The following is a 26,144-nucleotide window of genomic DNA, read 5'->3' as shown; positions in this document are numbered from 1 at the left end:
ATTGTTAACTAATTTGAAAAATATGAAAAAGATTTTTACTTTGTTTTTATTATCGACTGCCTTTTTTGTGCATGCACAAGCTTTTAAAGGTAAAGGAGATACAAAATTTGATATCGGTGCAAATATCCAAGACGGCGGTTCGGGTATTCGATTGTCAACTGATTTTGGATTAGGAGCTAATATGTCTTTCGGTTTGGTTTCGTCTTATTTGCTTTCAGTGAGAAGAAATAGTGAAGGAAATAAACCAAATTTTGAAGATCGTTTTGATGCTAAAATCCGTTTTAATGCAAATATTGGAAATGTTTTGAATCTGGGGGATAATGTAGACATTTATCCAGGATTAGATTTGAGTTTGAAGAATTTTGGAGCTCACTTAGGAGGCCGCTATTTTTTTTCGGATGGTTTTGGATTGTTTAGCGAAATAGGGATTCCAATTGCTAAATATGACCCTACGACTTATGGATTTCAAAATTTAAACAATCAATTTGTGTTTAATATCGGAATGTCATTTAATTTATAAGTAAAATTTAATGCTATAAAAAGGCAATTGAAAATAACTTCAATTGCCTTTTTTTATGATGGTCTATAATTGTTGTTTAGTCCAAGTCAAACTTAATTCCCTGTGCCAATGGCAAACTTGTCGTGTAGTTTATGGTATTGGTTTGTCTTCTCATGTAAACTTTCCAAGCATCGGACCCAGATTCTCTGCCGCCACCGGTTTCTTTTTCACCTCCAAAAGCACCTCCGATTTCAGCACCTGAAGTTCCAATGTTAACATTAGCAATTCCGCAGTCAGAACCGGCTACCGATAAGAACAATTCAGCTTCTCTAAGGTTGTTGGTCATAATGGCTGAAGACAAGCCTTGGGCAACTCCGTTTTGAAGTGCTATAGCACTTTCTACAGAGCCACTGTATTTCATTAGGTAAAGAATAGGGGCAAAGGTTTCGCATTGTACGATTTCAAAATGATTTTCGACCTCTGCAATGACAGGCTGTACATAACAACCGCTTTCGTATCCTTCGCCTGAAAGAACACCGCCAGGAACGATTAGTTTGCCGCCTTCTTTGATGATTTTATCTAGGGCTTGCTGGTATTGTTTTACCGCATTTTGGTCAATAATAGGGCCTATATGATTGTTTTCGTCTAATGGATTTCCAATTCGCAATTGCTTGTAAGCATCCGTCAAAGCTTGTTTTACTTTGTTGTAAATACTTTCGTGAATAATAAGTCTTCGTGTAGAAGTACAACGTTGTCCTGCCGTTCCTACAGCACCAAAGACAGCACCAATGATTGTCATTTTAATATCCGCATCAGGAGTAACAATGATAGCGTTGTTGCCTCCTAGTTCTAATAATGATTTGCCTAGTCGTGCCGCTACGGTTTGAGCTACTATTTTTCCCATGCGAGTAGAACCTGTAGCTGATATTAACGGAATACGAGAATCTTGTGTCATTCTTTCTCCTACCGTATAGTCACCATTAATCAAGCAAGAGATTCCTTCGGGCAGATTGTTTTCTTTTAAAACTTCGGCAATGATGTTTTGACATGCAATGCCACAAAGAGGCGTTTTTTCAGAGGGTTTCCAAACGCATACATCACCACAAACCCAAGCTAAGGCAGTATTCCAAGCCCATACGGCAACTGGAAAATTAAAGGCTGAAATAATACCGACAATGCCAAGGGAATGGTATTGTTCGTACATCCGGTGTCCAGGACGTTCTGAATGCATGGTAAGACCGTGCAATTGACGGGATAGTCCAACGGCAAAATCACAAATATCAATCATTTCTTGTACTTCGCCGTAACCTTCTTGGAGGGATTTCCCCATTTCGTAAGATACTAATTTTCCTAAAGCTTCTTTATTTTGACGTAGTTTGTCTCCAAACTGTCTTACGATTTCTCCTCGCTTCGGTGCTGGGATTTGTCTAAAAGTTTGGAAAGCTGCTGTAGCGGTTAAAATTACTTTTTCGTATTCGGAGGCAGTTGTGGTGGTTACTTTGGCAATCAATTGTCCATCAACTGGGGAGTAGCTTTCTAGAATGTCTCCAGTTGAGAAATGTTGGCTTCCTGTCGAAGTTCCAGGATTTATTTCTTGGATTCCCAGTTGTTCCAGTACTTCATTAATTTTAATTTGAGTTGCTATAGATGTCATGCTAAAAGAAAGGTAAAAGATTAAAAAGAGTAGGTTGTTTCCAGCTCTGGTGTTAAAGGTAAGTCCGATTGGAAAAGGCTATTTTTACGATTTTTACGAAGCGAATTCTGAAGCTTCGGTTTATTTATATAAATCTAGGGTCGGTCTCCATTACCGTTCCACAGTTATCACAGGTTCTTAATTCCTCTGAACTATAAAAATGCCTAAAATGTTCTAAGAAATCCTTCTCGATGTCTTGTAATTCAAAATGAACTTCGTATAACTTATGATTGCAATTGTCACAGTGCCATAGCAATCCATCCTTGAGTCCTAAGCCTTTGCGTTTGCGCTCAATTACCAGTCCGATTGACCCTTCAGAACGTACAGGTGAGTGCGGAATCATAGCGGGATGCAGATACATATCGCCTTCGTTCAGAATCATTTCTTTGCGCTCCCCGTTTTCTTGGATGATGACTTTAATAGAACCTTCAATTTGGTAAAACAGCTCTTCCGTTTCATTGTAATGATAGTCTTTACGGGCATTGGGTCCAGCCACAATCATCACTATATAATCACCTGATTCTTTGTATAAATTACGATTTCCTACAGGTGGTTTTAGTAAATGACGGTTTTCGTCAATCCATTTATGAAGATTAAAAGGTTTTGCTATAGCCATTATTTTTAAATTTAGGTCTGATTTGCTAAGGTACAAAAAGGATGGCATAAAAACGAAAACTAGTGGCGTATAGTAGTGGTGTTATTTTGTTTCTTTTATCAAATAGATGTACACTGGAAAATGATCGCTAAAGCCTATTTCAGTATTCGAATGGCGTTTTGGATAGCCTTTGTAAGGTCCTGAATTTTGAATGAGAAAAGGCGGATTGAATATTCCTGCTTTCCAGAATTGAAATTGTTTAAAGTCATTTTGAATCAAGGAATGAGTCATTAAGATTTGGTCAAAAATATCCCAGCTGTCTCGATAAGCGATGGTGCCAAGGCCTTTATTAGCCATTTCCTCATAGGGATTGAAGATGCCTAGTGGTTGGACTTCGGATTTTTTAGCTTTGGCATTTAGTGTTTTCTTTACGCTATTATTAAAAGGGCCGTCATTCAAATCTCCAAGGGTAATGATTTTGGCATCGGGATTAATCCGTTGCAGAGAGTCCATTATTTTTCGGTTTAATGCAGCAGCAAGTTCTCGAAGTGGGGCGGATTTTTTTTCGCCTCCTGAGCGTGAAGGCCAGTGGTTGACAATGATGTGTACTTCTTCATTTTCGAGAAATCCAGTTACGAGCAGTTGGTCTCGGGTATAAATTCGTTCGTCATGGGCAAAAGTTTCTAGCTCATCTTCTGCGGTTTGATTGGTAATCGATTTGGTTTTTTCTTTGAATTTCTTATTGTAAATTAGTAAGGGAATGTTAACGTATGAAGTAGGTTTGAAATATTGTTTTTGGTAGAGTAGCGCCACGTCAATTCCCCTTTTATCAGGTGAATCATAATGGATGATACCATAGTCTTTATTAATGATTAAAGATTGTTTGACTAAGTCTTCTAGGACAGTTCTATTTTCAATTTCAGAACAGCCTATGATAGTAGGGGCATTTGAGTTTTCTGTTGTTCCAATTTCAGCTAGCGCTCTAGAGAGGTTGGCTAATTTCTGATTGTATTTTTTTGTGTTCCACTGTTGGAGACCGCTGGGAGTCCATTCATCATCACGTGTGAATGGGTCATTAATGGTGTCGAAGAGATTTTCAAAGTTGTAAAAAGCAAGGGTGTGAATTTTGTATTTTTTGGGCTGTGACATACTTTTTAAACTAAAACAAATGACAATTGCCAGTACAAAGTAGAAGTTTTTCATTGTAAGATTATTAGTGTAGTAAATATACAATTTTGTATAAGAATCTACATGTTATTTAAAATTTAGTCTCAATAATGTTATCTTTGTTTGAAGCTGTTTTGATAAGCGGCCAAGTTTTATCTCATCTAAATTAAAGTCATGTGTCTTCTTAATTTTTGGTCTATGAACTCTTTCGTGAAAAGATACAAATGTGTACTTTTATTATTTAGTTTTATTAGTTTCAATTCTCAATCTCAAAATACTATGATTACACCTCCTTATTTGCAAAAAGGGGATACTATTGCTATTGTATCCACCGCTCGAAAAAACAATGTAGATAATTTGAAACCTACGATTGATTTGTTGCATCGTTGGGGACTTGAAGTTGTAATAGGGAAAACCATTGGGCTTGAAGAACATCAATTAGCAGGGACCGATGAGGAACGAGCAGCTGATTTTCAGGAACAAATGGATAATCCTAATATTAAAGCTATTTGGTGCGTCCGTGGTGGGTATGGCACCGTCCGCATCATAGATTTGCTGGATTTTACCAAGTTTAAAGAACATCCGAAATGGATTATTGGATTTAGTGATGTAACGGTTTTGCACAATCATTTGAATACCATGGGGTATAAATCGATACATGGGATTATGCCTATAAGCGTTGCAAAAGCGAGTAAAGATGCTGTAGAAAGTATGCGAATCGTATTGTTTGGAGAAAAACTGAGCTATGAAATTCCTCCTCATGCGATGAATCGTTTGGGGAAAGCCAGTGGTGAGCTGGTAGGTGGGAATTTGTCTATCTTATATAGTTTGTTTGGTTCGGATTCGGCAATTGATTGTACGGGTAAAATCCTTTTTATTGAAGATTTAGACGAATATTTGTATCATATAGATCGCATGATGATGAATTTACGACGCAATGGCTGTCTAGAAAGCATCAATGGTATTTTGGTGGGAGCTATGAGTAGTATGAAAGATAATGATATTCCTTGGGGAAAAAATGCTCTTGAAATCATTGATGACGTTACAAAGCGATATAATATACCAATCGTGTTTAATTTTCCTGCGGGTCATATTCAAGACAACCGTGCTTTGATTTTAGGAAATACCATTACCATGGATGTAAACGAAACCAAAACGACGGTAGTTTTTGAGTGATTTTTTTGAGGAGTAAACATACTTAGTTTCGATACTTAATTTTTTAATTTTTTGAACGCAAATATCGTTATGGCAGCACACAATGAATTAGGGAAATTAGGTGAAGAAATGGCCGTAGATTTTCTAATTGAAAAGGGATATGCTATTTTAGAACGTAATTGGCGTTATCAAAAATCCGAAATCGATATAGTTTGTAGGATTAATGATACACTTGCAATTGTTGAGGTAAAAACGCGTTCGTCGATAGAAATTGGTTTACCAATTGACGCGGTTAATACAAAGAAAATCCGACTACTTACAAGGGCTGTAGACGAATACGTATGCGCAAGAGATCTCGATGTGGAGGTTCGTTTTGACGTAATTTCAATCTATAAAAAGGATAATTCCTTTGTAATAGAACACCTTACAGGCGCTTTTTATTATTTTTAGGTTAAATTTTTACGTGTTATATTTGTAACAAATTGTTTTTTATATATCTTTGCCTCAGTTTTTAAAACAAGCGTAAGAAAAACAACAGCAAAAACTAAGTATAAATACCTAATATCGAATATGAAAACTGTATCGTCAATTGTAGAGAACTACATCAAGACAAAGCCTTTTTTATTGAATGCTTTATCACTCGGAATTATTAATTTGACTTCCCTATCTCGAAACATCATGTCAGAGTTAGAAAGTGAATTCGGAAAAGAAGTAAAGCAAGGGGCTGTAGTAATGTCTCTAAAGCGATTAACAGAAGAATTGGATTTTAGATTGAATCATAAGATCAATAAGGTAATTAAGAACATTGGAGAGATTACAGTACGATCGGCATTGACAGATTATGCTTTTGCGGTTTCTGAAACGGTTTTAAACAAACAAGCTGAATTAATTTCGGATATTAATGCTTTTCCTGATGTGTTTTACACCTCTTCACGTGGTGTAAATGAAATCAATATTGTAGTCAGTAATACAGTAAATGCATTAGTAGACAAACATTTTGTAAACGAAAAATTACTTCAAAAAATAGATAATCTAGCTTCGATTACAGTTAAATTACCAAAGGAGAATATCGTGATTCCTGGAATCTATTATTTCATTTTCCAACGTTTGGCATGGGAAGGAATCATTATTAATGAAGTGATTTCAACCTCAAATGAGTTTACCATTTTGGTAAGTGAAGAACAAGTTGATGTGGCTTTCAAAGTAATCAAAGATTTGAAAAACTAAATTTCATAAAGAAAAATGTATAGTAAAAGCGGCTATCTGAAAACTAACAGATAGCCGCTTTTGTATTGAATTAGTAAAGAATTCTATTGTTGTTGTTGAATGAGTTGCTCACGACTTTGTTCGATGAAATCTAATTGCGCTTTTATATCTGCAGGTATTTCTTGTAATTGAACATCGTTGAATTCTTCAAACATTCGGCCATCTTCATAGGCAATCGATACAAGTACAGATAAGGATTGTTTGGCTAAACCTTTGAAAGTTCCTTTTACGGGGGTACAATCATTAAAATTCAAACCTACTGATAGCTTGACGTGATTGTCCATAGTCCAAATATTGTTGGTTGGATCAATGCCTAGCCATCCTTGGGATGGAGAATAGATTTCGACCCAAGCATGAGTCGCTCCTTCGCCTCTTAAACCCGCTTTGTTAGGACAAATATAGCCGCTAACGTATCTAGCTGGGATTCCAACGGTTCTCATAAGTTGTAATAGTACATGAGCAAAATCTTGACAAACTCCTTGTTTGATTTCTAGGATTTCATCCAAAGTAGTGTTAATGTTAGTAATTCCTTTTGAATATTTGAAGTTTTTGTAGATATAGGCTGAGCATTCTTGTGCGAGGGCGATAATGGTTTTGTTTTCAGTTCCAATTTCGCTTAAAATAGTGTTGATTAACTCTTGTTTTTGAATGGATTCAGGATATGAAAACCGAAGCAAGGCAATGTTTTTTGCTTTTTCAGGGTTTAAATCTTGTACAGTAGCATGGTCGATATCGGGAATTTTAAGTGAATGATTGACACGAACAACCATACGGCTTTCAATCACCATTTCTGAATGAGTGTCCATGGTGCTAAAATTGCCTACTTTGTTACCATGACCATCAATTGAATAAGCGACTTCAGGATTATTGGTAATCAAAAGTTGGTATTGCAATACATCTTGGTTTTCAAAATTATGAGGAAACAGACGAATTTCGTTTATACTCTCTTTTATTGGCCAATTGTATTGGTATTTGGTGATATGTGCGATTTTGAAGACTGCCATCTTTTTTAGGTGTAAGAAAAGAATAATTTGGAAAAATCAGCTGAAAATTTATACAATTGTGTTTTTGTGTCCTCTAGGATATGTTCTAATTGCTCGTTCGTTAAGTTGTGGTAATCGGTAAATTCAATAGCGCTTTTTAACCTTCCAAAATGATTGCGCATGGTTCTGGCCTCACTCAAGTGATTGTCTTTGAATAAGCAGTTTAAATTGGTCTCAATCAGTTCCAAAGTGTAAATTACAGAATGCGCAAATTCTTTATTGAAAATGACTTGTTGCACCACTTTGCGATTGTGTGGAATGTTGCTATAACTTTTCATATACAATTCATAACCTGAAAGTGATAAAAGTAATTTTCGCCAATACATTAAATTTTCATCACCCTCTAAATTATAATTGATGGGTTTGTAGTAAGCCTGAGTGAAAGTGATTGTTTGCAAACAACGTTCTAAATTTTTACCTATACTGGAAAAACACCAAGATAATCCACGTGGCATGGTAACATGAACAATACCGTTATAGAGTAAGAAGTCTTTGTTTAGTTTTGATAATATGCCAATGGCTTCTGCGGTTTCCAGTCGCACAGGAAGTTCAGGTGCATTGATGAAATGGTACATTGAGTTGATGTGTTCCCAAAGTTCTTTGGTGATTTTATCTTGTGAGCCTCTGGCATTTTCACGGGCCTTGGTAATTAAATTCTTGACTGAATTGATATTCTTAGTGTCACAGATGATGTATTTCAACACAAAACTAGTGTTGTATTGTACCTCATTTATCTCTTCGGGAGATAAGTCGGTATAATATTCTAATAAAGGTTTGTATCCTTGATAATCATTCGTTTCTTGATCGAAGGACATGATGAATAAAGTGTTTAGAGTAAGCAACATTCCATCAGTTCGTTCCATATATCTATTGAGCCAATAGATTCCATCTGCCACACGGCTTAACATATTTACTGCCATAATTGTTTTGTTTTAAATTTATAGAGTCCTATCGATTATTTCATTATCCAAGTGTCTTTACTGCCACCACCTTGAGAGGAGTTTACCACCAATGAGCCTTCGGTCAAAGCGACTCGCGTTAGTCCGCCGGGTACAATTTCGACTCCCTTGGGTCCACATAATGCATAAGGTCTCAAATCTACATGTCGCAGTTTTAGTTCGCCATCAATAAAACAAGGAACAGTACTGAGTTGTATAATGGGTTGTGCTATAAAGTTTCTTGGATTGGCAGCAATGGCAATTTTTGCAGCTTCCAATTCTTCTTGTGTTGCTTTGTTGCCCATAATCATTCCGTAGCCGCCACTTTGATTGGTTTCTTTGATTACCATGTTTTCCATATTAGCAAAAACGTGTTCTCTTTCTTCTTTGTTTTCCATTTGGTAGGTTGGAACATTTTTAAGAATAGGTTCTTCGTTCAAATAGTATTTTATCATTTGTGGAACATAGGCATAGACCGCTTTGTCATCGGCTACACCGTTTCCAACAGCATTGACTAAGGCTACATTTCCTAGTTTGTATGCGCTAATCAGTCCAGGTACTCCTAGTGCGCTGTCTGGTTTGAAAACCAAAGGGTCCAGGTATTCGTCATCAATTCTTCTGTAAATAACATCTACTTGCTGTAAGCCTGAAGTGGTTTTCATATAGACTTTGTTGTTGTTGACAATTAAGTCCCGTCCTTCTACTAAAGGCACTCCCATTTGTCTGGCCAAAAAGGTGTGTTCGTAATAAGCTGAATTGTATACTCCTGGAGTCAATAAAACTACATTAGGGTTTGAAATAGCTCGTGGGGATAGTGAAATCAAAATGTTGTGAAATATCATAGGGTAATTCACCACCATACTGACATTGTTGGATTTGAACATTTCAGGAAAAACACGTTTAGTAATTTCTCGGTTTTCCAGCATATAACTCACACCACTAGGGCATCTTAAATTGTCTTCAAGAACATAAAACTCTCCTTCTGCTCCACGAATTAAGTCGATTCCTGCAATATGAACATGAATATCATGCGGCAGTTTTATTCCGTGTACTTCTTGTAAGTAATGGGGACAAGATGCGATCAAGGCCGCTGGAATAATCCCGTCTTTGATAATGTGTTGATTGTTGTAAATGTCTTCTAGAAATAAATTTAATGCTTTTAATCGTTGTGCAATTCCAGTTTCTACTTCTAGCCAATCTTGTTGTGTGATAATTCTAGGAATAATATCAAATGGGAAAATACGTTCGATTCCCTCATTGTCATCACTGTAAACCGTGAAGGTAATTCCTTGGTTCATAAAAATATCGGAGGCTTGCTTTTGCTTTTGAGTTAGCTTTTCTAGATTTAAACTTTCTAATGTTTGTAGTACTTGACGATATGGTTCTCTTACTCCATCTTTAGAAAACATCTCATCCCATCCTTTTGGGTTTAAAGTCGGTGTTAATTTTATCATACCCGATATTATTAAAAATTTAATAAATAGTTAATTTTGGTTATAAAAACTCATTCAATTCACTAATTTACTTATTTTTTTATTCTTAAATAAGCGTTTTTGTGTGCAATTTTTATAATATTTTCAAGAAATATGTATTTGGTTATTTAATCTCGTTTTTTTGAAGAATACTATTTTTCTTTCGCTTTTTTTTACGGTATTAATACTAACTTAATTGTGATTGAGACAATGTTATCTATAAAGTTGGTTGTTCAATTTCAGGTGTTCAGGACTTTTTAGTCGTAATAGTAGTATACAAAATATTAGTTCCATGAGGTAAAATGATTTAACGATGAAAACAATTTGTTGGATGACTACACATAATTAAACTCAGTACCTTTTGGATAATCAGCTATAGTAATTGCAGTTTTTGAAAAAGTGATCACTGCATGCAAAATGGCAAAGGGATTTTCATTTTGGTTAAAAAATACAAATATGATGAAATTGTTAATGCTCTTGCGTTTTATGGTTTCTCTTTTGTGGTAGTAGATGATTTTATAATTTTTTTATTTTTAAAAGAAATGCGATTAGAATCAATAATTATGTTTATATTTGGAAATCCAAACTGGTAAACCAATTTGGATTTTGAAAAGGTAATATGTTTGGTGGTAGTGTTTTAATTGTCACTAAAAAAATACCAGTTATCTTTAAAAATGTATTTTTAATAGAATAGTTTAAGTAGACAAAGTCATGAAGAATGTAATTTTCTTAGGAGTAATTTTTTTATTGTTTTCGTTTCGTCCTAATGATGCGGGTAAGAGTATTAAGGTTTCAAATCAACAAGAGCTAAATGAAGCCATTAAAGCTGTAAAAGCGGGTGATGAAATAGTAATGGTTAATGGTGTCTGGAAAGATATTCAAATTCAATTTACAGGAAAAGGAACTCAGAATGCGCCGATAGTTTTACGTGCAGAAACTTCAGGAAAAGTTTTCATTGAAGGGGTTTCTGATTTGAAAATAGGAGGAACTTATCTTGAAGTACGTGGATTGTATTTTAGAAATGGTTATACCCCTTCTAATACGGTTATTGATTTTCATATCGATAAAAAAAACATAGCCAATCACTCTAAAGTGACGCAATGTGTTATTGAGGATTTTACACAGTTGAATCGTGTGCGAGATGACCACTGGGTAGAATTTTGGGGAAGAAACAATCAATTAGATCATTGTTATATTACTGGGAAATCCAATCAAGGACCTACGATTATGGTGATCTTGAAAGGTAATGAGCATATTAACAATTACCATCAAATTACCAATAATCATTTTGGGCCAAGACCTAGAAAAGGAGGTCCACATGGTGAAACGATTCAAATAGGAGATAGCGGGACTTCAATGGCGCCTTCTTATACGATGGTGGCTAATAATTTGTTCGAAAGATGCGATGGTGAAGTTGAAATTATTTCTAATAAGTCAAATAACAACGAATTTAGAAATAACATTTTCTACAAATCTGAAGGGTCGTTAGTATTGCGTCACGGAAATTACTGTACGATTGATGGAAACATATTTATAGGTGATGAAAACTCTGATTTTATGGGAGGTGTTCGTGTCATAAATACAGGGCATTGGATTACTAATAATTATTTTTACAAAATAAAAGGTGAAGAGTTTCGTAGTGCTTTAGCGATAATGAATGGGGTTCCTAAGGCACCACAAAATCGTTACAACCAAGTTACTGATGCCGTTATTGCCTACAATACATTTGTAGATTGTATCACACCATGGCAGTTTAGTGTTGGTGCAAATATGGATAAAAAGGATGTCTTGCCTGCTACAGAAATTCGCTCGGCTAGACCAGAAAGAACTGTAGTGGCGAATAATGTTATTTACAATCAAACGCCGAATGATTTCCCAATAAAAGCCTATGACATAGTAGATGGAGTTTTGTTTAAAAATAATATTCTTAACAGCACTAATAATGGTGATGTAAAGGACAAAGGAATCCAAACCGAAAATTTCACGATGACTAAAATTTCGGATTGGTTGTACGTTCCTACAGCAAATAAGTCTGAGGTATATCAAGGATTCGATTTTGAAAACATCAAAAAAGATCTTTTTAGAAATGATAGAATTGCTTCTAATGCCATTGGTGCCATTGTTTTGCCAGTAGACAAATCAAAAGGATCAATTGCAATGAAATTTTATGGTGCCAACTGGTTTTCTCCAGAGAAAAAAGCGGTACCAACTAATACTATTAAAGTAGCTTCTACTCAAGAATTAGTAGCAGCCATTGCGAATGCAGCTTCAGGTACTGTGATTGAATTGAAGAAAGGTACATACAAAATAGACAATTCATTAGTAATTAATACAACGCTAACCATTAAAGGGAAAGACAAGAAAAGCAAAGTTATCATTGTTTATTCTGGTGCTGCTAAAAGCCCAGTTTTCTTGATGGAGCCAAAAGGGAACTTGGTAGTAGAGAATTTGATTTTGAAAGGGAATAAAGAGCAGTATGCTTTTGCTACTTTGGAGAAAAATATGAAAAGCGCCTATAATCTGTGGGCAAATAATATAGAAGTAAGCGATTTTGATACCGTTTTAAACGCATATAAAGATGCCTTTGCAGATACAATTTCAATTGACAATTCGGTATTCAAAAATTGTAAGAGAGGTATTCGTTTAGCCGATGAAGATGAAGATTTGGGTGAATACAATGCGGAGTTTGTGTACATCAAAAACTCAAAATTTGATGCAATTCAATCGAGTATTTTGGATTATTACCGTGGCGGCTACGATGAGTCTACTATTGGAGGGAATCTTGTTTTTCAAAACAATACAGTAGTTAATTCTGGTAAGGAAGAAACCGCTGGAATTTTGATCAAAACAAGAGGAATTGTAAATGTTTCCATTGCAAACAATAATTTTGCAAATAATCCTATTGCATTGATCGCACTTTTATGGGGTGAAAAAGGTCAAGCGCCCAAGGATAATAATATAAAGAATTCGGGTGAATTTAAAATTGAGCAGAATTTAAAACAAAAGATGATGTATTAGTATCATTTTTGGTTGGTTTTTTTTTAATAGTTTTTTTGGTTAAAAAGGGGAATTTTGTGTGAGCATGTTTCCCTTTTTTTGTGTGCTAAAACTTGATAAATCTTCGTATTATTGATTGCAAATAATATTATAAATGAAAGTATTAATTGCCCCAGATAAATTTAAAGGTTCGCTAACGGCGATGGAAGTTTGCAACGCTATAGAAAGTGGCATTCATAAATTTGACGCTTCTATTGAAACTATAAAACATCCTCTGGCAGATGGAGGAGAAGGGACTTTGGATATTTTACAAAATTATTTCACTTTAAAAACAGCTTCGGTTGTGGTGAAAGATCCTTTATTTCGATTGACAACAGCTACCTATAAATATAATGAGGATACGGCGTTTATAGAGATGGCAAATGCATCAGGCTTACTATTAGTAGAGGAAAACGAAAGAGATTGCGGTAACTCGACCTCCTTTGGGACGGGACAATTGATTCTCGATGCTGTAAAAAATGGTTTTCATAAAATCATTTTGTTTATTGGAGGAAGCGCTACCAATGATGGAGGAATTGGAATGGCAACGGCACTAGGGTATCGTTTTTACTCGAAAGAAGGAGAGGAAATTCACCCTGTAGGGAAAGAATTGATTCATATTGAAAGCATTGACAGTGGAGCTTTGTCATTTAGTTTGAATGATGTGCAGTTTACGGTCGTTTGTGATGTAAAAAATCCTCTGTTTGGAAGAAATGGAGCGGCCTATGTTTATGCAGCTCAAAAAGGAGCTTCGGAAGATGAAATTGCACAATTGGATTTAGGTTTAAGAAACTTTAGTCATCAAGTAGAGCAATATTTGGGGCAAAATATAGCCAATTTACCTGGTGCGGGAGCGGCAGGGGGAATGGGCGCAGGAGCCGTTTGTTTTTTGAATGCAAGGATGCAATCGGGAATTGATTTTGTGATGGAACAAACGGGTTTTGATGCTCTAGTCAAGAATAAAATTGATTTGATAATCACTGGTGAAGGAAGTGTTGACAAACAAACCATAGAAGGCAAAGTGATAAAAGGCATTAGCGAAAGAGCAAATCAAAATCAAATACCGTTTTCTATTTTGGCTGGCGTTGTTAAGGATGCTAATTTGATTGAGAAAAATTTAAAGCCCTATTGTGTAGAGTCTATAATGGAATTGGGAGTTTCCGTTGATGATGCTATACAAAATGCATCGTCTCATCTTAATGAAATGAGTTATCTATTGATAAAATCGTATTGCGAGTAAAGGTTCTGGTTTTAAAACAGACTGACATAATTAATAAAAATAAAACAGAATAAAATGAATTTTGATATTACAACTTCAATGGATAAAATTACGGTTTTTAAAACTGTAGCGAAGGTCTTGAAAGAGTATGATTTTAAGGTTATAAACCAAGATGAAACCCGTCCGTGGGGAGGTTTTTTTGTAATTGATGAAAGTCAAGCAGCTGATTTTGCAAAATTATTTTTCCCCAATATTGAATTGGATGAAATTCAAATTACCAAAAAATTAAGTCCAAAAATACTTGTTGTTGCTCCAAATAAAAGATTGTCCTGGCAATACCACTTTAGGAGGTCTGAAATTTGGAAAGTTATAAGTGAAAAAGTTGGAGTAAAAACCAGTTTGAATGATACTGAAGGTGCAATTCAAGAATTAAGTTATGGAGCTTTTATTCAAATGAATAAAGGGGAACGTCACCGTCTGATAGGGTTGGATTCGTGGGGTGTTGTAGCTGAAATTTGGCAACATACTGACACTGAAAATCCTTCAGATGAACAAGACATTGTAAGGCTTCAAGATGATTTTGGAAGATGATTTTTAGTAATAAGCGGTCAGGTTATTTTTCTTTGTGAGGTGTTTAATACGGTATTGTCATAAGTAATAGTTTTGTTAATATTGTTACAATCCACTATAAAAGTGAGGGAAATATATTAATTTGAATTAAATTTGAGGTTCAGTAATTTTAAACTTTTTTAAATGAGTTTACTAAACCTAAAAATATGGAGGTAACATTAGCAACTACAAGTAAAACACGTTGGGGAATCATAGGCTGTGGTAATGTAACGGAGGTAAAAAGTGGGCCGGCTTTTCAAAAAGTGGTAGGTTTTGAACTAAAAGCAGTAATGCGTAGGGATATTGAAAAATGTGCCGATTATGCCAAAAGACACGGGGTTCAAAAATATTATTCGGATGCTGATGCCCTTATCAATGATCCAGAAGTGGATGCCATTTATATAGCTACACCTCCAGATTCACATAAATATTATGCTCTTAAAGTAGCCCTAGCAGGAAAGCCATGTTGTATTGAAAAGCCAATGGCGCCTAGTTATGAAGATAGTTTATTTATTTACAATGCCTTTGCGGAAAGAGAAATCCCTTTGTTTGTGTCTTACTACAGACGTTCTCTGCCGCGATTTGTGCAAATAAAAAAATGGATAGATGAAAATGAAATTGGTATTGTAAGGCATGTGAGTTGGCATTTGAGTAAAACAACATCGCCCGAAGATACTTCAGGTGTTTACAATTGGAGGACAGATGAGATGGTTGCAAGAGGAGGTTATTTTGACGATTTGGCTAGTCATGGAATTGATTTGTTTGAATATTTGCTGGGGGATATAGAAAAAGTTTCAGGTTTTAATACTAATCAACAGGGGCTCTATACTGCTAAAGATGCTATTGTAGCCTCTTGGATTCATGAGTCTGGAATAACGGGTACAGGGAGTTGGAATTTTGGCTGTGCTGATCGTGAAGATATCGTGCAAATACGAGGAAGTAAGGGAAAAATTGAATTTGCAATATTTGAAGAAAATCCAATTGTTCTGGTTAATGACAAGGGAAAGACGGAACAATTCATTAACCATCCTGAGAATGTACAATTCTTCCATGTACAAAATATGAGAGAACATTTATTAGGAAATACGATTCATCCTTCCACAGGGAAATCTGGTTTGCATACGAGCTGGGTTTTAGAAAGAATTTTAGGTTTTTAAAAATTTGACAATAGGTTAAAATTGTTTAAAAATAAATTTAAATAATTGTTTGTTAGGCTATTAATATGTAACTTTATTGTCTTGTCTTTGAGCTGATAAAATAATACTTTCTCTTTTTTAAGATGTTTGAGAAAGTGAAAAATCCCAATTCTATACTTTTAGAATTGGGATTTTAATTTTATTGAAGGTAGTATATATAACCTACATTGAGCCAGACTAACCAGTCATTGGCTTTGTTTTCTTTGTATATTTCAGGATTTGGGTTTAAGCCATCTACCCAGTTGGAAAAAAAATACTGAAAGCGCAAATCAATCATTAAATCTCGTAAAGGAGTTAATTTATATCTAGTTCCAAGGCTGGTTACAATTGACCATACGGAGTTACTCTCAGTCGAAAATCCATAGGGGCGGTTATCTGATGGTGTTAGGTATTTTGGGTAGGTGCTTAAAGGTGTTCCTAACGGCCCAAGAGTTGAATAAGCTTCGGCGTTGTAATAACTAAATTGAGCGCCAAGACTTATGAACGGACCAATGCTCCCATTTCTTGCAGTGAAATCCCGAATGCTATAAGGGAAATATTCTAACTGCATTCCAATGTTGGTGAGTTCTGTACTTCCTTTCATGGCTCTTAACTGATCGGCACCAAGCGAAGTTCTTTCAGGTTTTACCCATTCTCCTAAATGTTCCAAATCGGTTTTATTGTAAGATAGCTCAGAACGAAGTTTGAAGTGGTCGTTGAAGTAGGTTTCTGGGGTGTAGCAATTACATTCGGCCTCATAGGAGAAATTGATGTAATGAATGATTCCGATTCCTATACCAGAGTTGCCAATATTTGTTTTGTAGTCATATCGTTGCCCATAGTCAGATTGAAAAGCAACGGGGCCAGCAATAACTCCCACTTCATGCGAAAAACCTAATTGAGCCCAAATTGTATTTGAAAATCCCAATAGAAGAAGCAATAAAACAAGGAGGAATTTTTGCATTTTGTAGATATTTCTAGTCAAAGCAAAGATATAAAATACTAAGTACCAATTAAATTTTATATAAAAAATATCCCAAAATTATAACAGTATATGAATGGGGATTATTAATTGTTAAGATTCATTTGAAGAGTTTTTTAGTCAATCTTAACAGCTGAACTACTGTAAAGTTTTTTTTATAAATGTATATTTGTAAAACAACGAAATAGTTTACTTAATGTTCTTAATTTAAAAATTATGTCAAAAAGTATCACAACATTTATAGAAGAGGTTGCTAAAAAAAACCCCAATGAGCCTGAGTTTTTACAAGCTGTTCAGGAAATAGCCGAAACAGTAATTCCTTTTATTGAAGAAAATGAAAAGTATCAAAATAAGATGCTTCTGGAAAGAATGGTCGAATCAGACAGGATTATTATTTTTAGGGTAACATGGATTGATGATAAAGGAAACACGCAGGTCAATAGAGGTTTTCGTATCCAAATGAACTCAGCTATCGGTCCTTATAAAGGAGGACTTCGATTTCATCCATCAGTGAATTTGAGTATTTTGAAATTTCTAGCATTTGAACAAACTTTCAAAAACAGTCTAACAACTTTGCCTATGGGCGGAGGTAAAGGTGGGTCAGATTTTGATCCTAAAGGAAAATCCGATAATGAAGTAATGCGTTTTTGTCAAAGTTTCATGATTGAATTGGCAAAACATATTGGAGCAGATACAGATGTTCCAGCAGGTGATATAGGTGTAGGGGCTAGAGAGGTAGGTTATTTATTTGGACAATATAAAAGACTCCGAAATGAATTTACAGGTGTTCTCACAGGAAAAGGGATTTCATATGGAGGATCTTTAATTCGCCCCGAAGCTACAGGATATGGTGCGGTTTATTTCACACAAAGCATGTTGGCTACCAAAGGAGATGGTATAGAAGGAAAGACAATAGTGGTTTCTGGTTCTGGTAATGTGGCACAATATGCGGTTCAAAAAGCAATACAATTAGGGGCTAAAGTGGTGACAATGTCAGATTCGGGAGGATATATTTATGATGAAGAAGGAATTAATGCAGAAAAGTTAGCGTATATAATGCAAGTCAAAAATAATAGGAGAGGTCGTATTAGTGAGTATGTGGCAAAATATCCTAAAGCTAAATTTGTCTCAGATATGCGTCCTTGGAAGGTAAAATGTGACATTGCAATGCCTTGTGCTACACAAAATGAAATTGATGCAGTAGAAGCAAAGATTTTAGTAGCCAATGGATGTATGTGTGTGACTGAAGGAGCTAATATGCCAACTACCCTTGAGGCGTTGAAAGTTTTTCAAAATGCTAAAATATTATTCTCCCCAGGAAAAGCTTCAAATGCTGGAGGAGTAGCAACATCAGGTTTAGAGATGTCACAAAACTCATTACGCATGAATTGGACTGCTGAAGAGGTAGATGAAAAGTTAAAAGGAGTAATGTCATCCATCCACGCCTCTTGTGTCAAATATGGTTCGGATACAACTGGTTATGTAGATTATGTGAAAGGAGCGAATATTGCAGGATTTGTAAAAGTAGCAGATGCAATGCTGGCTCAAGGTATAGTGTGATTTTAGGATTAAGTAATTGGTCTTCTGTATTCTTCTCTTTTTTGTTAGAAAGGTTCAGAAGACTTTTTTATGTTGTTAAAAATCTTGTTTTCTTTTCTTTATACTATATTTGTGGGCTTAAAGTGAAGAGAATAATGAAAAAAATAATTGTAAGTTTTCTGTTGTTGTTTGTTACACAAATAAGTTTTTCGCAAAGTAACTCATCTTGGAAAGGGTATTTTTCATATAATGAAATTAAAGACTTATCTGTTAGTGCTAATTCTGTTTTTGCAGCTTCAGAGAACGCCTTATTTTCTAAAAACACTATCACTAACGAAATTAAAACTACTACAACCATAGATGGATTGTCTGGAGAAACAATAAGTGCAATATACTACAGTCCCACCTTAAACAAAACCTTAATTGGGTATCAAAATGGGTTGCTTACAGTCCTCAATGAAGGTGATGGTAAGATCTTGAAAGTGGTTGATATATTTAACAAACAGTTGCCTTCTGACAAGAAGAAAATCAATCACTTTATGGAATATCAAGGGATAATCTATATTTCATGTGGTTTTGGGATTGTTCAATTTAACTTAAACACGATGCTTTTTGGTGACACGTATTTTATAGGAGACAATGGATCCGAATTAAATATAACTCAAACAGCGATTTTCAATGGTTTTATTTATGCAGCTACTGCGAACAGTATTAAAAGAGCAGATGTTTCCAATAAAAACTTAATCGATTTCAACCAATGGGCAACTTTGGCTTCAGGAAGCTGGACTGGAATTGAGTCTTTTGATACAGAGTTAATTGCAGTTACCAGTACGGGAAGCATTCACAAATACAGTAATAATTCTTTTATCAATAGTAGTAATGTAAACCAGTCTGTAAATGATATGAGAAGTAGTGGTGATTATTTGCTAATAACAACACCAACAACTGTTTATATCTATAATAGACAGTTGGTATTAATTCGTCAAATAAGTAATGCCCAATTATTAACTACAGCTTCAGTTTTTAATTGCGCTTCTGTATTAGGGGATAATGTATATGTGGGTACAAAAGAACAAGGTTTGTTTGTTACTCCAATAGTAGTTTCAGCCCAAGTAGAAAACATTACGCCAACAGGTCCTTCTAGAAATAATATTTTTGCATTTGATGTTACGCCCAATGTTTTGTGGGCGTCTTATGGAGATTATTCTGGAAACTATAATCCTTATCCATTGGATGCTTATGGGGTTAGTAAATTTACGAATAGCGGTTGGTTAAATATTCCTTATGAGCAGCTTTTAGGTGCTTTGTCTTTAAGTAGAGTAATTATTAATCCCAACAAGGAAAGTGAAATTTATTTTGGAGCTTCATTTTCGGGCTTATTAAAAGTAGTAGATGATAAACCTATAATCTTATACAATAATACCAATAGTGATTTGGAACAAATTACATTTATACCTAATTATTTCAATGATGTTCGGATAAATGGTGGAGCATTTGACAAAACAGGCAATTTATGGGTAAACAATAGTTTGGTAGAAAAAGGTTTAAAAGTCTTGTATCCAAATGGAACTTGGAAAAGTTATTCTACAAAATCGATTGTGACAAACTCAAACTTTTCTAGTTTTGGACGAATCAATATTGATAAATTTGGTACTAAATGGATTGCTTCAAGTGATGATGGAATAATTGGGTTTAATGAAGACGGAAATATATTTAAAAAGATAACAATAGGGTCCGAAAAAGGCAACTTACCAATATATGATGGACGAGTTGCTACACCAGACAATAATAATCAATTATGGATTGGTACAACTAAGGGTTTGCGAGTTCTTTCAAACATCAATGATTTCAAAACAGAAGGCCAGCTAACCACAAAACCTATCATAATCCTTGAAGACGGCCTCGCTCAAGAATTATTATACGAGCAATTTATTACCGATATAGTTGTGGATGGGGCTAATAATAAGTGGATTGCCACATCCGATTCAGGATTGTTTTTGGTTTCACCCGATGGACAAAAAACGATTTATCATTTCACAACAGAAAATTCTCCATTACCGAGTAATTCTATTAATGATTTAGCAATTCGAGGGAATACTGGTGAGGTTTTTATTGCTACTACTAAAGGAATGGTTTCTTTTAGTGGAACTGCAACAAAAGCGAGTTCTGATTTAAATAATGCCTATGTTTATCCAAATCCTGTTCGTCCTGGATATCAGGGAACGGTTAAAGTTTCTGGTTTAATTGATCAAGCAAATGTCAAAATTACCGATGTAGAAGGGAATTTAGTATTCGAAACAACTTCTGAAGGAGGGACAATTGAATGGGATACTACAGCATTTGGAAAGTACAAAGTAGCTTCTGGTGTGTATATGATTTTTATTGCTGGCGAGGATGGTGTTGAGACGAAGGTAAAAAAAGTGATGATTATTAGATAAGTTATCACTAAAGTAAATTTTTATCTTGTTTTTCTTATAAATATGAATAATAAAAATTGTTTTGATTTTTTACGTTTTTTTTTCGCGATAAATATTCTGCTATGCCATCTGGCTGAACTTTCACAGAACAAAAGTCTATTTTTCTTGTATAATTGGACTAATGCAAGTTATGGTGTTAAAGGTTTTTTTGTAATTAGTGGTTTTTTGGTTGCTAAAAGTTATGTAAATACGGTTTCATTGAAAAAATATTTTATAAAAAGAGCAAAAAGAATATTACCAGCGTATATTGTAGTCATTCTCCTTGCAACAGTATTTCTAGCATTCTTTAGTGTTTTTATTCCTTCTAATTATTTTTCAGACATAGGTTTGTATAAATATTTAGGTTGGAATTTTATTTTTTTAAATTTTATGCATCCATGTCTACCAGGTCTTTTTGATAGTAATTTGATGTGTGATGTAAACGGAGCTTTATGGACAATAAAAGTTGAAGAGGGTTTTTACCTTATTTTACCCTTAATTTTTTATGCTATAAAAAAAATAAAAAAAGCTTTTGTAGTTCTTGGTTGTCTGTATCTGTTTTCTATTTTATATTGGTTTGTAATGGATTGTTATTTTAATAACCCTCTATTAGCTAAACAATTACCTGGGTATTTGTCTTATTTTGTAATAGGTATTTTATTGTTTTTAAAGTTTGATTATGTAATGCTTTATAAAAAGAAGTTTTTTGCTTGGTCGATTCTATTTGTAATACTTGCTTATTTTATACGTTTTAAAATAGAATTGTTTTATCCAGCCGCATTTGGAACAATTGTAATAATTTCGGCATATAACTTTCCATTCTTTAATAATTTTGGCAAATATGGTGATTTCACCTATGGTATTTATATTTATCATTTTCCAATAATTCAAGTTTTTAGGCATTCTAATTTGTTTGAAAAATACAACCCTATATTGATGGGGTGTTGTGTTATATTGATAACTTTTTTGTGTGCCATTTTTTCATGGTTTGCCATTGAAAAAAGATTTTTGGATAGATATAAGAAGGACTATAAACCGGTTTTGGCTTAAATAAAAAGACATGCAGATAAAAACCAAAGCAATCGTCATTTCCTCAATTAAATTTCAAGAGAAAAGTTTGATTGTCAGGTGTTTTACGCAATCCAGCGGGTTGAAGTCTTATTTTGTTCGTTCGGCTTTTTCAGGTCGAAAGTCAAACCAGAAAATTGCCTATTTTCAGCCGCTTTCGATTCTTGAAATTGAAGCGGTTCACAAAAACAAAGGGACTTTAGAGAATTTTAAAGAAATTAAGATTAGTACCCCTTTTCAAACCATTCATTCGGATATTTACAAAAGCACGATGGTGCTCTTTATTTCAGAAGTTTTGTATCATTCCATTCATGAAGAGGAAAAAAATGAAATGCTTTTTAATTTCTTAGAAACCGCTTTGTTGTGGTTGGATCATCATGACGAAATTGCCAATTTTCATCTTATTTTATTATTGGAAGCAACCAAATACCTAGGTTTTTACCCTGATGTTTCAGATATTGATCAATCTTTTTTCGAAATGCGTGAAGGACAATTTACGCCTTTTATTGGTGTTGATACTTTGACACAGCATCAAACGGGATTGTTTAAAAAATTAATCAGTTTGAAATTTGACAACAACCAAAAAATATTTCATGTGCTGGAACGTCAAATTCTTTTGAAAGTCTTAATGGATTATTATAAGCTGCATTTAGACGGTTTTAAAAATCCAAAATCGTTAGACGTGTTAAAAGAAGTTTTTTCTTGAGTTTAGAATTTGTTTTCGATTGTTAAATGTAGTTGAAAATACAAACTTTTATGGTTTCGCTTTTGCCTATATAGTATAAATCACTACTTTCGCAAATTGATTAAAGAAAAGGACAAAATGAGCTCAAAATTTACTGAATACAAAGGACTTGACTTGCCAACAGTGGCGTCAGAAGTACTTGATTTTTGGAAAGAAAAAAACATATTTGAAAAAAGTGTCACTACTAGAGAAGGTGCTGAACCTTACGTTTTTTTTGAAGGGCCACCTTCGGCAAATGGATTACCAGGAATTCACCACGTGATGGCACGTGCAATCAAAGATATTTTTTGTAGATATAAAACTCAAAAAGGATACCAAGTAAAACGTAAAGCAGGTTGGGATACGCACGGTTTGCCAGTGGAATTAGGTACTGAAAAGGAATTAGGGATTACCAAAGAAGATATCGGGACTAAAATTACGGTAGCAGAATACAACGAAGCTTGTAAAAAAACCGTAATGCGTTATACTGATGTTTGGAACGATCTTACCGAAAAAATGGGTTATTGGGTAGATATGGAAAATCCGTACATTACCTACAAATCCAAATATATGGAGAGTGTTTGGTGGCTTTTGAAACAAATCTATAACAAAGATTTGATGTACAAAGGTTACACTATTCAGCCTTATTCTCCTAAAGCAGGAACAGGATTGTCATCACACGAAGTAAACCAACCAGGTTCATACCGTGATGTAACAGATACTACCATCGTGGCTCAGTTTAAAACATTGGCAGAAACATTACCAAGTGCTTTTCAAGGTTTTGGTGATGTGCACTTTTTAGCATGGACAACAACTCCATGGACCTTGCCTTCAAATACCGCTTTGACTGTTGGTCCAAAGATTGACTACGTACTGGTAAAAACCTTCAATCAATATACTTTTGAAGCAATTAATGTAGTTTTGGCTAAAAACTTAGTTGGCAAGCAGTTTGGAAAAGGATATTTTGCTAGTGAAGAAACTGTAAATTTTGAAAATTTTAAAGCCGGAGACAAGAAGATTCCTTTTCAGATTATCGCTGAAACAAAAGGAGTTGATTTAGTTGGGATTCGCTATGAGCAGTTATTACCATTGGCTTTGCCGTATCAAAATCCAGAAAATGCTTTTAGAGTAATTTCAGGAGATTTCGTTACTACTGAAGATGGAACTGGAATCGTACATACTGCACCAACTTTTGGAGCAGATGATGCTAAGGTTGCCAAAGAAGCTACTCCAGAAGTGCCACCATTGTTAGTTTTGGATGAAAATGGAACTCCTGTTCCATTAGTTGATTTACAAGGAAAATTTACTTCACATACTGGTGAGTATGCTGGGAAATATGTAAAAAACGAATATTATAACGAAGGCGAAGCTCCAGAACGTTCAGTTGATGTGGAGATTGCTATTCGTTTAAAAGAAGAAAATAAAGCCTTCAAAGTAGAGAAGTACGTGCACAGTTACCCACATTGTTGGAGAACAGACAAGCCAATCTTATATTATCCATTAGACTCTTGGTTTATCAAAATCACAGAAGTTCGTGACCGTATGTTCGACTTGAATGAAACAATTAATTGGAAACCAAAAGCAACTGGAGAAGGTCGTTTTGGGAACTGGTTGAAAAATGCGAACGATTGGAATTTATCGCGTTCTAGATATTGGGGAATTCCATTGCCAATTTGGAGAACTGAAGACAAACAAGAGGAAATCTTGATTGGTTCTGTTGAAGAATTGTATAACGAAATTGAAAAAGCTATCGCAGCAGGTGTTCAAACCGGGAATCCATTCAAAGGTTTTGAAATTGGGAACATGGCCGAATCCAATTATGATTTGATTGACTTGCATAAAAATGTTGTCGATGCGATTACTTTAGTTTCTGCTTCTGGTAAACCCATGAAGCGCGAAGCTGATTTGATTGACGTTTGGTTTGATTCTGGGGCGATGCCGTATGCGCAATGGCACTACCCATTTGAAAACAAAGAAAAAATAGATGGGAATCAAGATTTTCCAGCCAACTTTATTGCCGAAGGAGTAGATCAAACACGTGGATGGTTTTATACCTTACACGCGATTGGAACCTTGGTTTTTGACAAGATTGCCTATAAAAATGTAGTTTCGAATGGTTTAGTACTAGATAAAAACGGACAAAAAATGTCCAAACGTCTTGGGAATGCTGTAGATCCTTTTGAAACATTGGCTGAATACGGTCCTGATGCCACTCGCTGGTACATGATATCGAATGCAAATCCTTGGGATAACTTAAAATTTGATATCGAAGGAATTGCTGAGGTACGCCGAAAATTCTTTGGAACACTTTATAATACCTATTCGTTCTTTAGTTTGTATGCTAATATTGATGGTTTTAAATACGAAGAAGCCGATATTCCTATGAATGAAAGACCTGAGATAGATCAATGGATTATCTCGGAGTTAAATACCTTGATAAAGGATGTAGATAGTTTCTATGCTGATTACGAACCAACCAAAGCTGCTCGTGCGATTTCGGATTTCGTACAAGAAAATCTAAGTAACTGGTACGTACGTTTGTGTCGTCGTCGTTTTTGGAAAGGAGAATATGCTCAGGATAAAATAGCTGCTTATCAGACACTTTACACTTGTTTATTAACGGTAAGTAAATTGAGTGCTCCTATTGCGCCATTTTTCATGGATAAGCTTTACAGAGACTTAACATCAGCTACTGAGACAGAAAAATTTGATAGTGTACATTTGGCGAAATTTCCAGAATACGTTGAAAACTTTGTTGATAAATCACTAGAGAGCAAAATGCAGAAAGCGCAGACAATCTCATCATTGGTTTTATCACTTAGAAAAAAGGAAATGATTAAGGTGCGTCAACCTTTGCAAAAGGTAATGATTCCAGTACTTGACGAGCGTCAGAGGGGCGAAATTGAAGCGGTTTCTGAGTTGATAAAAGCGGAGGTAAACGTTAAAGAAATCCAACTTTTAGACGATGCTTCTGGGATATTAGTGAAGCAGATTAAACCTAATTTTAAGGCTTTAGGACCGCGCTTTGGGAAGGATATGGGATTGGTTTCTAAGCAGATACAAGGTTTTTCAAGTGACGAAATTAATAAGTTGGAGCGTGAAGGTAGCTTAGTGATTGAAATTGCAGGAAATGACGTAACTTTAACCTTAGAAGATGTAGAGATTACCTCTCAAGATATTGAAGGATGGTTAGTGGCTAACGCCAATGGAATTACGGTAGCCTTGGACATTGTAATTTCTCCTGAATTGAAGAATGAAGGGATTTCGAGAGAATTGGTAAACCGAATTCAGAATATTAGAAAAGATTCAGGATTTGAAGTAACTGATAAAATAAAAGTTCATTTGCAAAACAATGCTGTATTAGAAGCGGCTGTGGGGCCTAATTTGAATTACATTAAGTCTGAGACTTTATCTGAAGACTTGGTTTTTGAAGCGGCAGTGGCAAATGGCATAGAAATTGAGTTTGATGATATAAAAACAATAATAACGATTACTAAATAATTGGGTT

At 34.9% G+C, this 26,144-nt stretch carries 20 protein-coding genes; 13 read left to right on the top strand and 7 right to left on the bottom strand.

The annotated features are described in order from the left end of the window. Window positions 1-22 precede the first annotated feature (22 nt). A complete protein-coding gene (locus tag ACNH59_RS05035; RefSeq protein WP_418264339.1) occupies window positions 23-520 on the top strand; it encodes a DUF6646 family protein in 498 nt (165 codons plus the stop codon). 76 nt (window positions 521-596) lie between these two features. On the opposite strand, the gene ACNH59_RS05030 is transcribed toward ACNH59_RS05035, so the two are convergent. From ACNH59_RS05030 to ACNH59_RS05020, 3 genes are all read right to left on the bottom strand, one after another. Continuing rightward, on the bottom strand, window positions 597-2,153 hold the full coding sequence (locus tag ACNH59_RS05030; protein WP_418264338.1) for an aldehyde dehydrogenase family protein: 1,557 nt from the start codon (window positions 2,151-2,153) through the stop codon (window positions 597-599). A 124-nt stretch (window positions 2,154-2,277) separates the two neighbouring features. Next, window positions 2,278-2,808 (bottom strand): 3-hydroxyanthranilate 3,4-dioxygenase, encoded by a 531-nt coding sequence (locus tag ACNH59_RS05025; RefSeq protein ID WP_418264337.1) that lies wholly within the window; start codon window positions 2,806-2,808, stop codon window positions 2,278-2,280. An 81-nt stretch (window positions 2,809-2,889) separates the two neighbouring features. Beyond that, window positions 2,890-3,990, bottom strand: a complete 1,101-nt coding sequence (locus tag ACNH59_RS05020; protein ID WP_418264336.1) for an endonuclease/exonuclease/phosphatase family protein — start codon at window positions 3,988-3,990, stop codon at window positions 2,890-2,892. 243 nt (window positions 3,991-4,233) lie between these two features. Between ACNH59_RS05020 and ACNH59_RS05015 the strand changes: the two genes are divergently transcribed. The 3 genes from ACNH59_RS05015 (at window position 4,234) to ACNH59_RS05005 (ending at window position 6,336) form a co-directional block, all read left to right on the top strand. Further along, a complete protein-coding gene (locus tag ACNH59_RS05015; protein WP_418264335.1) occupies window positions 4,234-5,130 on the top strand; it encodes a S66 peptidase family protein in 897 nt (298 codons plus the stop codon). Between the two features lie 69 nt (window positions 5,131-5,199). Further along, the gene (locus ACNH59_RS05010; RefSeq protein WP_418264334.1) at window positions 5,200-5,559 is read left to right on the top strand and encodes a YraN family protein; all 360 of its coding nucleotides are present in this window, start codon (window positions 5,200-5,202) and stop codon (window positions 5,557-5,559) included. A 120-nt stretch (window positions 5,560-5,679) separates the two neighbouring features. Continuing rightward, window positions 5,680-6,336 (top strand): aspartate kinase, encoded by a 657-nt coding sequence (locus tag ACNH59_RS05005; protein WP_418264333.1) that lies wholly within the window; start codon window positions 5,680-5,682, stop codon window positions 6,334-6,336. An 83-nt stretch (window positions 6,337-6,419) separates the two neighbouring features. Here ACNH59_RS05005 and ACNH59_RS05000 read toward each other — a convergent pair whose 3' ends face one another. Genes ACNH59_RS05000 through ACNH59_RS04990 form a run of 3 tightly spaced genes read right to left on the bottom strand, consistent with a single transcriptional unit; the run spans window position 6,420 to window position 9,810 of the window. Further along, on the bottom strand, window positions 6,420-7,379 hold the full coding sequence (locus ACNH59_RS05000; RefSeq protein WP_418264332.1) for a transglutaminase family protein: 960 nt from the start codon (window positions 7,377-7,379) through the stop codon (window positions 6,420-6,422). A gap of 5 nt (window positions 7,380-7,384) precedes the next feature. Beyond that, window positions 7,385-8,338, bottom strand: coding sequence for an alpha-E domain-containing protein (locus ACNH59_RS04995; RefSeq protein ID WP_418264331.1), 954 nt, complete (start codon window positions 8,336-8,338; stop codon window positions 7,385-7,387). 35 nt (window positions 8,339-8,373) lie between these two features. Next, entirely contained in the window at window positions 8,374-9,810 is a 1,437-nt protein-coding gene (locus tag ACNH59_RS04990; protein WP_418264330.1) for a circularly permuted type 2 ATP-grasp protein, read from the bottom strand. A gap of 729 nt (window positions 9,811-10,539) precedes the next feature. Between ACNH59_RS04990 and ACNH59_RS04985 the strand changes: the two genes are divergently transcribed. From ACNH59_RS04985 to ACNH59_RS04970, 4 genes are all read left to right on the top strand, one after another. Continuing rightward, a complete protein-coding gene (locus tag ACNH59_RS04985) occupies window positions 10,540-12,846 on the top strand; it encodes a chondroitinase-B domain-containing protein (protein ID WP_418264329.1) in 2,307 nt (768 codons plus the stop codon). Window positions 12,847-12,979: 133 nt separating this feature from the next. Continuing rightward, window positions 12,980-14,104, top strand: a complete 1,125-nt coding sequence (locus ACNH59_RS04980; protein ID WP_418264328.1) for a glycerate kinase — start codon at window positions 12,980-12,982, stop codon at window positions 14,102-14,104. Window positions 14,105-14,158: 54 nt separating this feature from the next. Continuing rightward, a complete protein-coding gene (locus ACNH59_RS04975) occupies window positions 14,159-14,674 on the top strand; it encodes a phosphoheptose isomerase (protein ID WP_418264327.1) in 516 nt (171 codons plus the stop codon). Window positions 14,675-14,859: 185 nt separating this feature from the next. Next, complete coding sequence (locus tag ACNH59_RS04970) at window positions 14,860-15,849, top strand: Gfo/Idh/MocA family protein (RefSeq protein WP_418264326.1); 990 nt, start codon at window positions 14,860-14,862, stop codon at window positions 15,847-15,849. A gap of 178 nt (window positions 15,850-16,027) precedes the next feature. Here ACNH59_RS04970 and ACNH59_RS04965 read toward each other — a convergent pair whose 3' ends face one another. Then, window positions 16,028-16,831, bottom strand: coding sequence for a THC0290_0291 family protein (locus tag ACNH59_RS04965; RefSeq protein WP_418264325.1), 804 nt, complete (start codon window positions 16,829-16,831; stop codon window positions 16,028-16,030). 234 nt (window positions 16,832-17,065) lie between these two features. Here ACNH59_RS04965 and gdhA point away from each other — a divergent pair, with 234 nt between their 5' ends. The 5 genes from gdhA (at window position 17,066) to ileS (ending at window position 26,137) form a co-directional block, all read left to right on the top strand. Further along, entirely contained in the window at window positions 17,066-18,409 is a 1,344-nt protein-coding gene (gene gdhA, locus ACNH59_RS04960; protein WP_418264324.1) for an NADP-specific glutamate dehydrogenase, read from the top strand. A gap of 134 nt (window positions 18,410-18,543) precedes the next feature. Further along, window positions 18,544-20,826 (top strand): T9SS type A sorting domain-containing protein, encoded by a 2,283-nt coding sequence (locus tag ACNH59_RS04955; protein ID WP_418264323.1) that lies wholly within the window; start codon window positions 18,544-18,546, stop codon window positions 20,824-20,826. Window positions 20,827-20,868: 42 nt separating this feature from the next. Then, the gene (locus ACNH59_RS04950) at window positions 20,869-21,894 is read left to right on the top strand and encodes an acyltransferase family protein (RefSeq protein ID WP_418264322.1); all 1,026 of its coding nucleotides are present in this window, start codon (window positions 20,869-20,871) and stop codon (window positions 21,892-21,894) included. A gap of 10 nt (window positions 21,895-21,904) precedes the next feature. Then, a complete protein-coding gene (gene recO / locus ACNH59_RS04945) occupies window positions 21,905-22,618 on the top strand; it encodes a DNA repair protein RecO (RefSeq protein WP_418264321.1) in 714 nt (237 codons plus the stop codon). 117 nt (window positions 22,619-22,735) lie between these two features. Beyond that, on the top strand, window positions 22,736-26,137 hold the full coding sequence (gene ileS, locus ACNH59_RS04940) for an isoleucine--tRNA ligase (RefSeq protein WP_418264320.1): 3,402 nt from the start codon (window positions 22,736-22,738) through the stop codon (window positions 26,135-26,137). Window positions 26,138-26,144: the final 7 nt, after the last annotated feature.

The sequence above is a fragment of the Flavobacterium faecale genome, assembly GCF_048320115.1.
Taxonomy (GTDB): Bacteria; Bacteroidota; Bacteroidia; order Flavobacteriales; family Flavobacteriaceae; genus Flavobacterium; species Flavobacterium faecale_A.
This window is presented reverse-complemented; position numbering and strand designations above follow the sequence as displayed.

Excerpts from the sequence above, each read along its gene's own strand:
- ACNH59_RS05035 (WP_418264339.1), top strand. The coding sequence starts at position 23 with ATGAAAAAGATTTTTACTTTGTTTTTATTATCGACTGCCTTTTTTGTG.
- ACNH59_RS05030 (WP_418264338.1), bottom strand. The coding sequence starts at position 2,153 with ATGACATCTATAGCAACTCAAATTAAAATTAATGAAGTACTGGAACAA.
- ACNH59_RS05025 (WP_418264337.1), bottom strand. The coding sequence starts at position 2,808 with ATGGCTATAGCAAAACCTTTTAATCTTCATAAATGGATTGACGAAAAC.
- ACNH59_RS05020 (WP_418264336.1), bottom strand. The coding sequence starts at position 3,990 with ATGAAAAACTTCTACTTTGTACTGGCAATTGTCATTTGTTTTAGTTTA.
- ACNH59_RS05015 (WP_418264335.1), top strand. The coding sequence starts at position 4,234 with ATGATTACACCTCCTTATTTGCAAAAAGGGGATACTATTGCTATTGTA.
- ACNH59_RS05010 (WP_418264334.1), top strand. The coding sequence starts at position 5,200 with ATGGCAGCACACAATGAATTAGGGAAATTAGGTGAAGAAATGGCCGTA.
- ACNH59_RS05005 (WP_418264333.1), top strand. The coding sequence starts at position 5,680 with ATGAAAACTGTATCGTCAATTGTAGAGAACTACATCAAGACAAAGCCT.
- ACNH59_RS05000 (WP_418264332.1), bottom strand. The coding sequence starts at position 7,379 with ATGGCAGTCTTCAAAATCGCACATATCACCAAATACCAATACAATTGG.
- ACNH59_RS04995 (WP_418264331.1), bottom strand. The coding sequence starts at position 8,338 with ATGGCAGTAAATATGTTAAGCCGTGTGGCAGATGGAATCTATTGGCTC.
- ACNH59_RS04990 (WP_418264330.1), bottom strand. The coding sequence starts at position 9,810 with ATGATAAAATTAACACCGACTTTAAACCCAAAAGGATGGGATGAGATG.
- ACNH59_RS04985 (WP_418264329.1), top strand. The coding sequence starts at position 10,540 with ATGAAGAATGTAATTTTCTTAGGAGTAATTTTTTTATTGTTTTCGTTT.
- ACNH59_RS04980 (WP_418264328.1), top strand. The coding sequence starts at position 12,980 with ATGAAAGTATTAATTGCCCCAGATAAATTTAAAGGTTCGCTAACGGCG.
- ACNH59_RS04975 (WP_418264327.1), top strand. The coding sequence starts at position 14,159 with ATGAATTTTGATATTACAACTTCAATGGATAAAATTACGGTTTTTAAA.
- ACNH59_RS04970 (WP_418264326.1), top strand. The coding sequence starts at position 14,860 with ATGGAGGTAACATTAGCAACTACAAGTAAAACACGTTGGGGAATCATA.
- ACNH59_RS04965 (WP_418264325.1), bottom strand. The coding sequence starts at position 16,831 with ATGCAAAAATTCCTCCTTGTTTTATTGCTTCTTCTATTGGGATTTTCA.
- gdhA (WP_418264324.1), top strand. The coding sequence starts at position 17,066 with ATGTCAAAAAGTATCACAACATTTATAGAAGAGGTTGCTAAAAAAAAC.
- ACNH59_RS04955 (WP_418264323.1), top strand. The coding sequence starts at position 18,544 with ATGAAAAAAATAATTGTAAGTTTTCTGTTGTTGTTTGTTACACAAATA.
- ACNH59_RS04950 (WP_418264322.1), top strand. The coding sequence starts at position 20,869 with ATGAATAATAAAAATTGTTTTGATTTTTTACGTTTTTTTTTCGCGATA.
- recO (WP_418264321.1), top strand. The coding sequence starts at position 21,905 with ATGCAGATAAAAACCAAAGCAATCGTCATTTCCTCAATTAAATTTCAA.
- ileS (WP_418264320.1), top strand. The coding sequence starts at position 22,736 with ATGAGCTCAAAATTTACTGAATACAAAGGACTTGACTTGCCAACAGTG.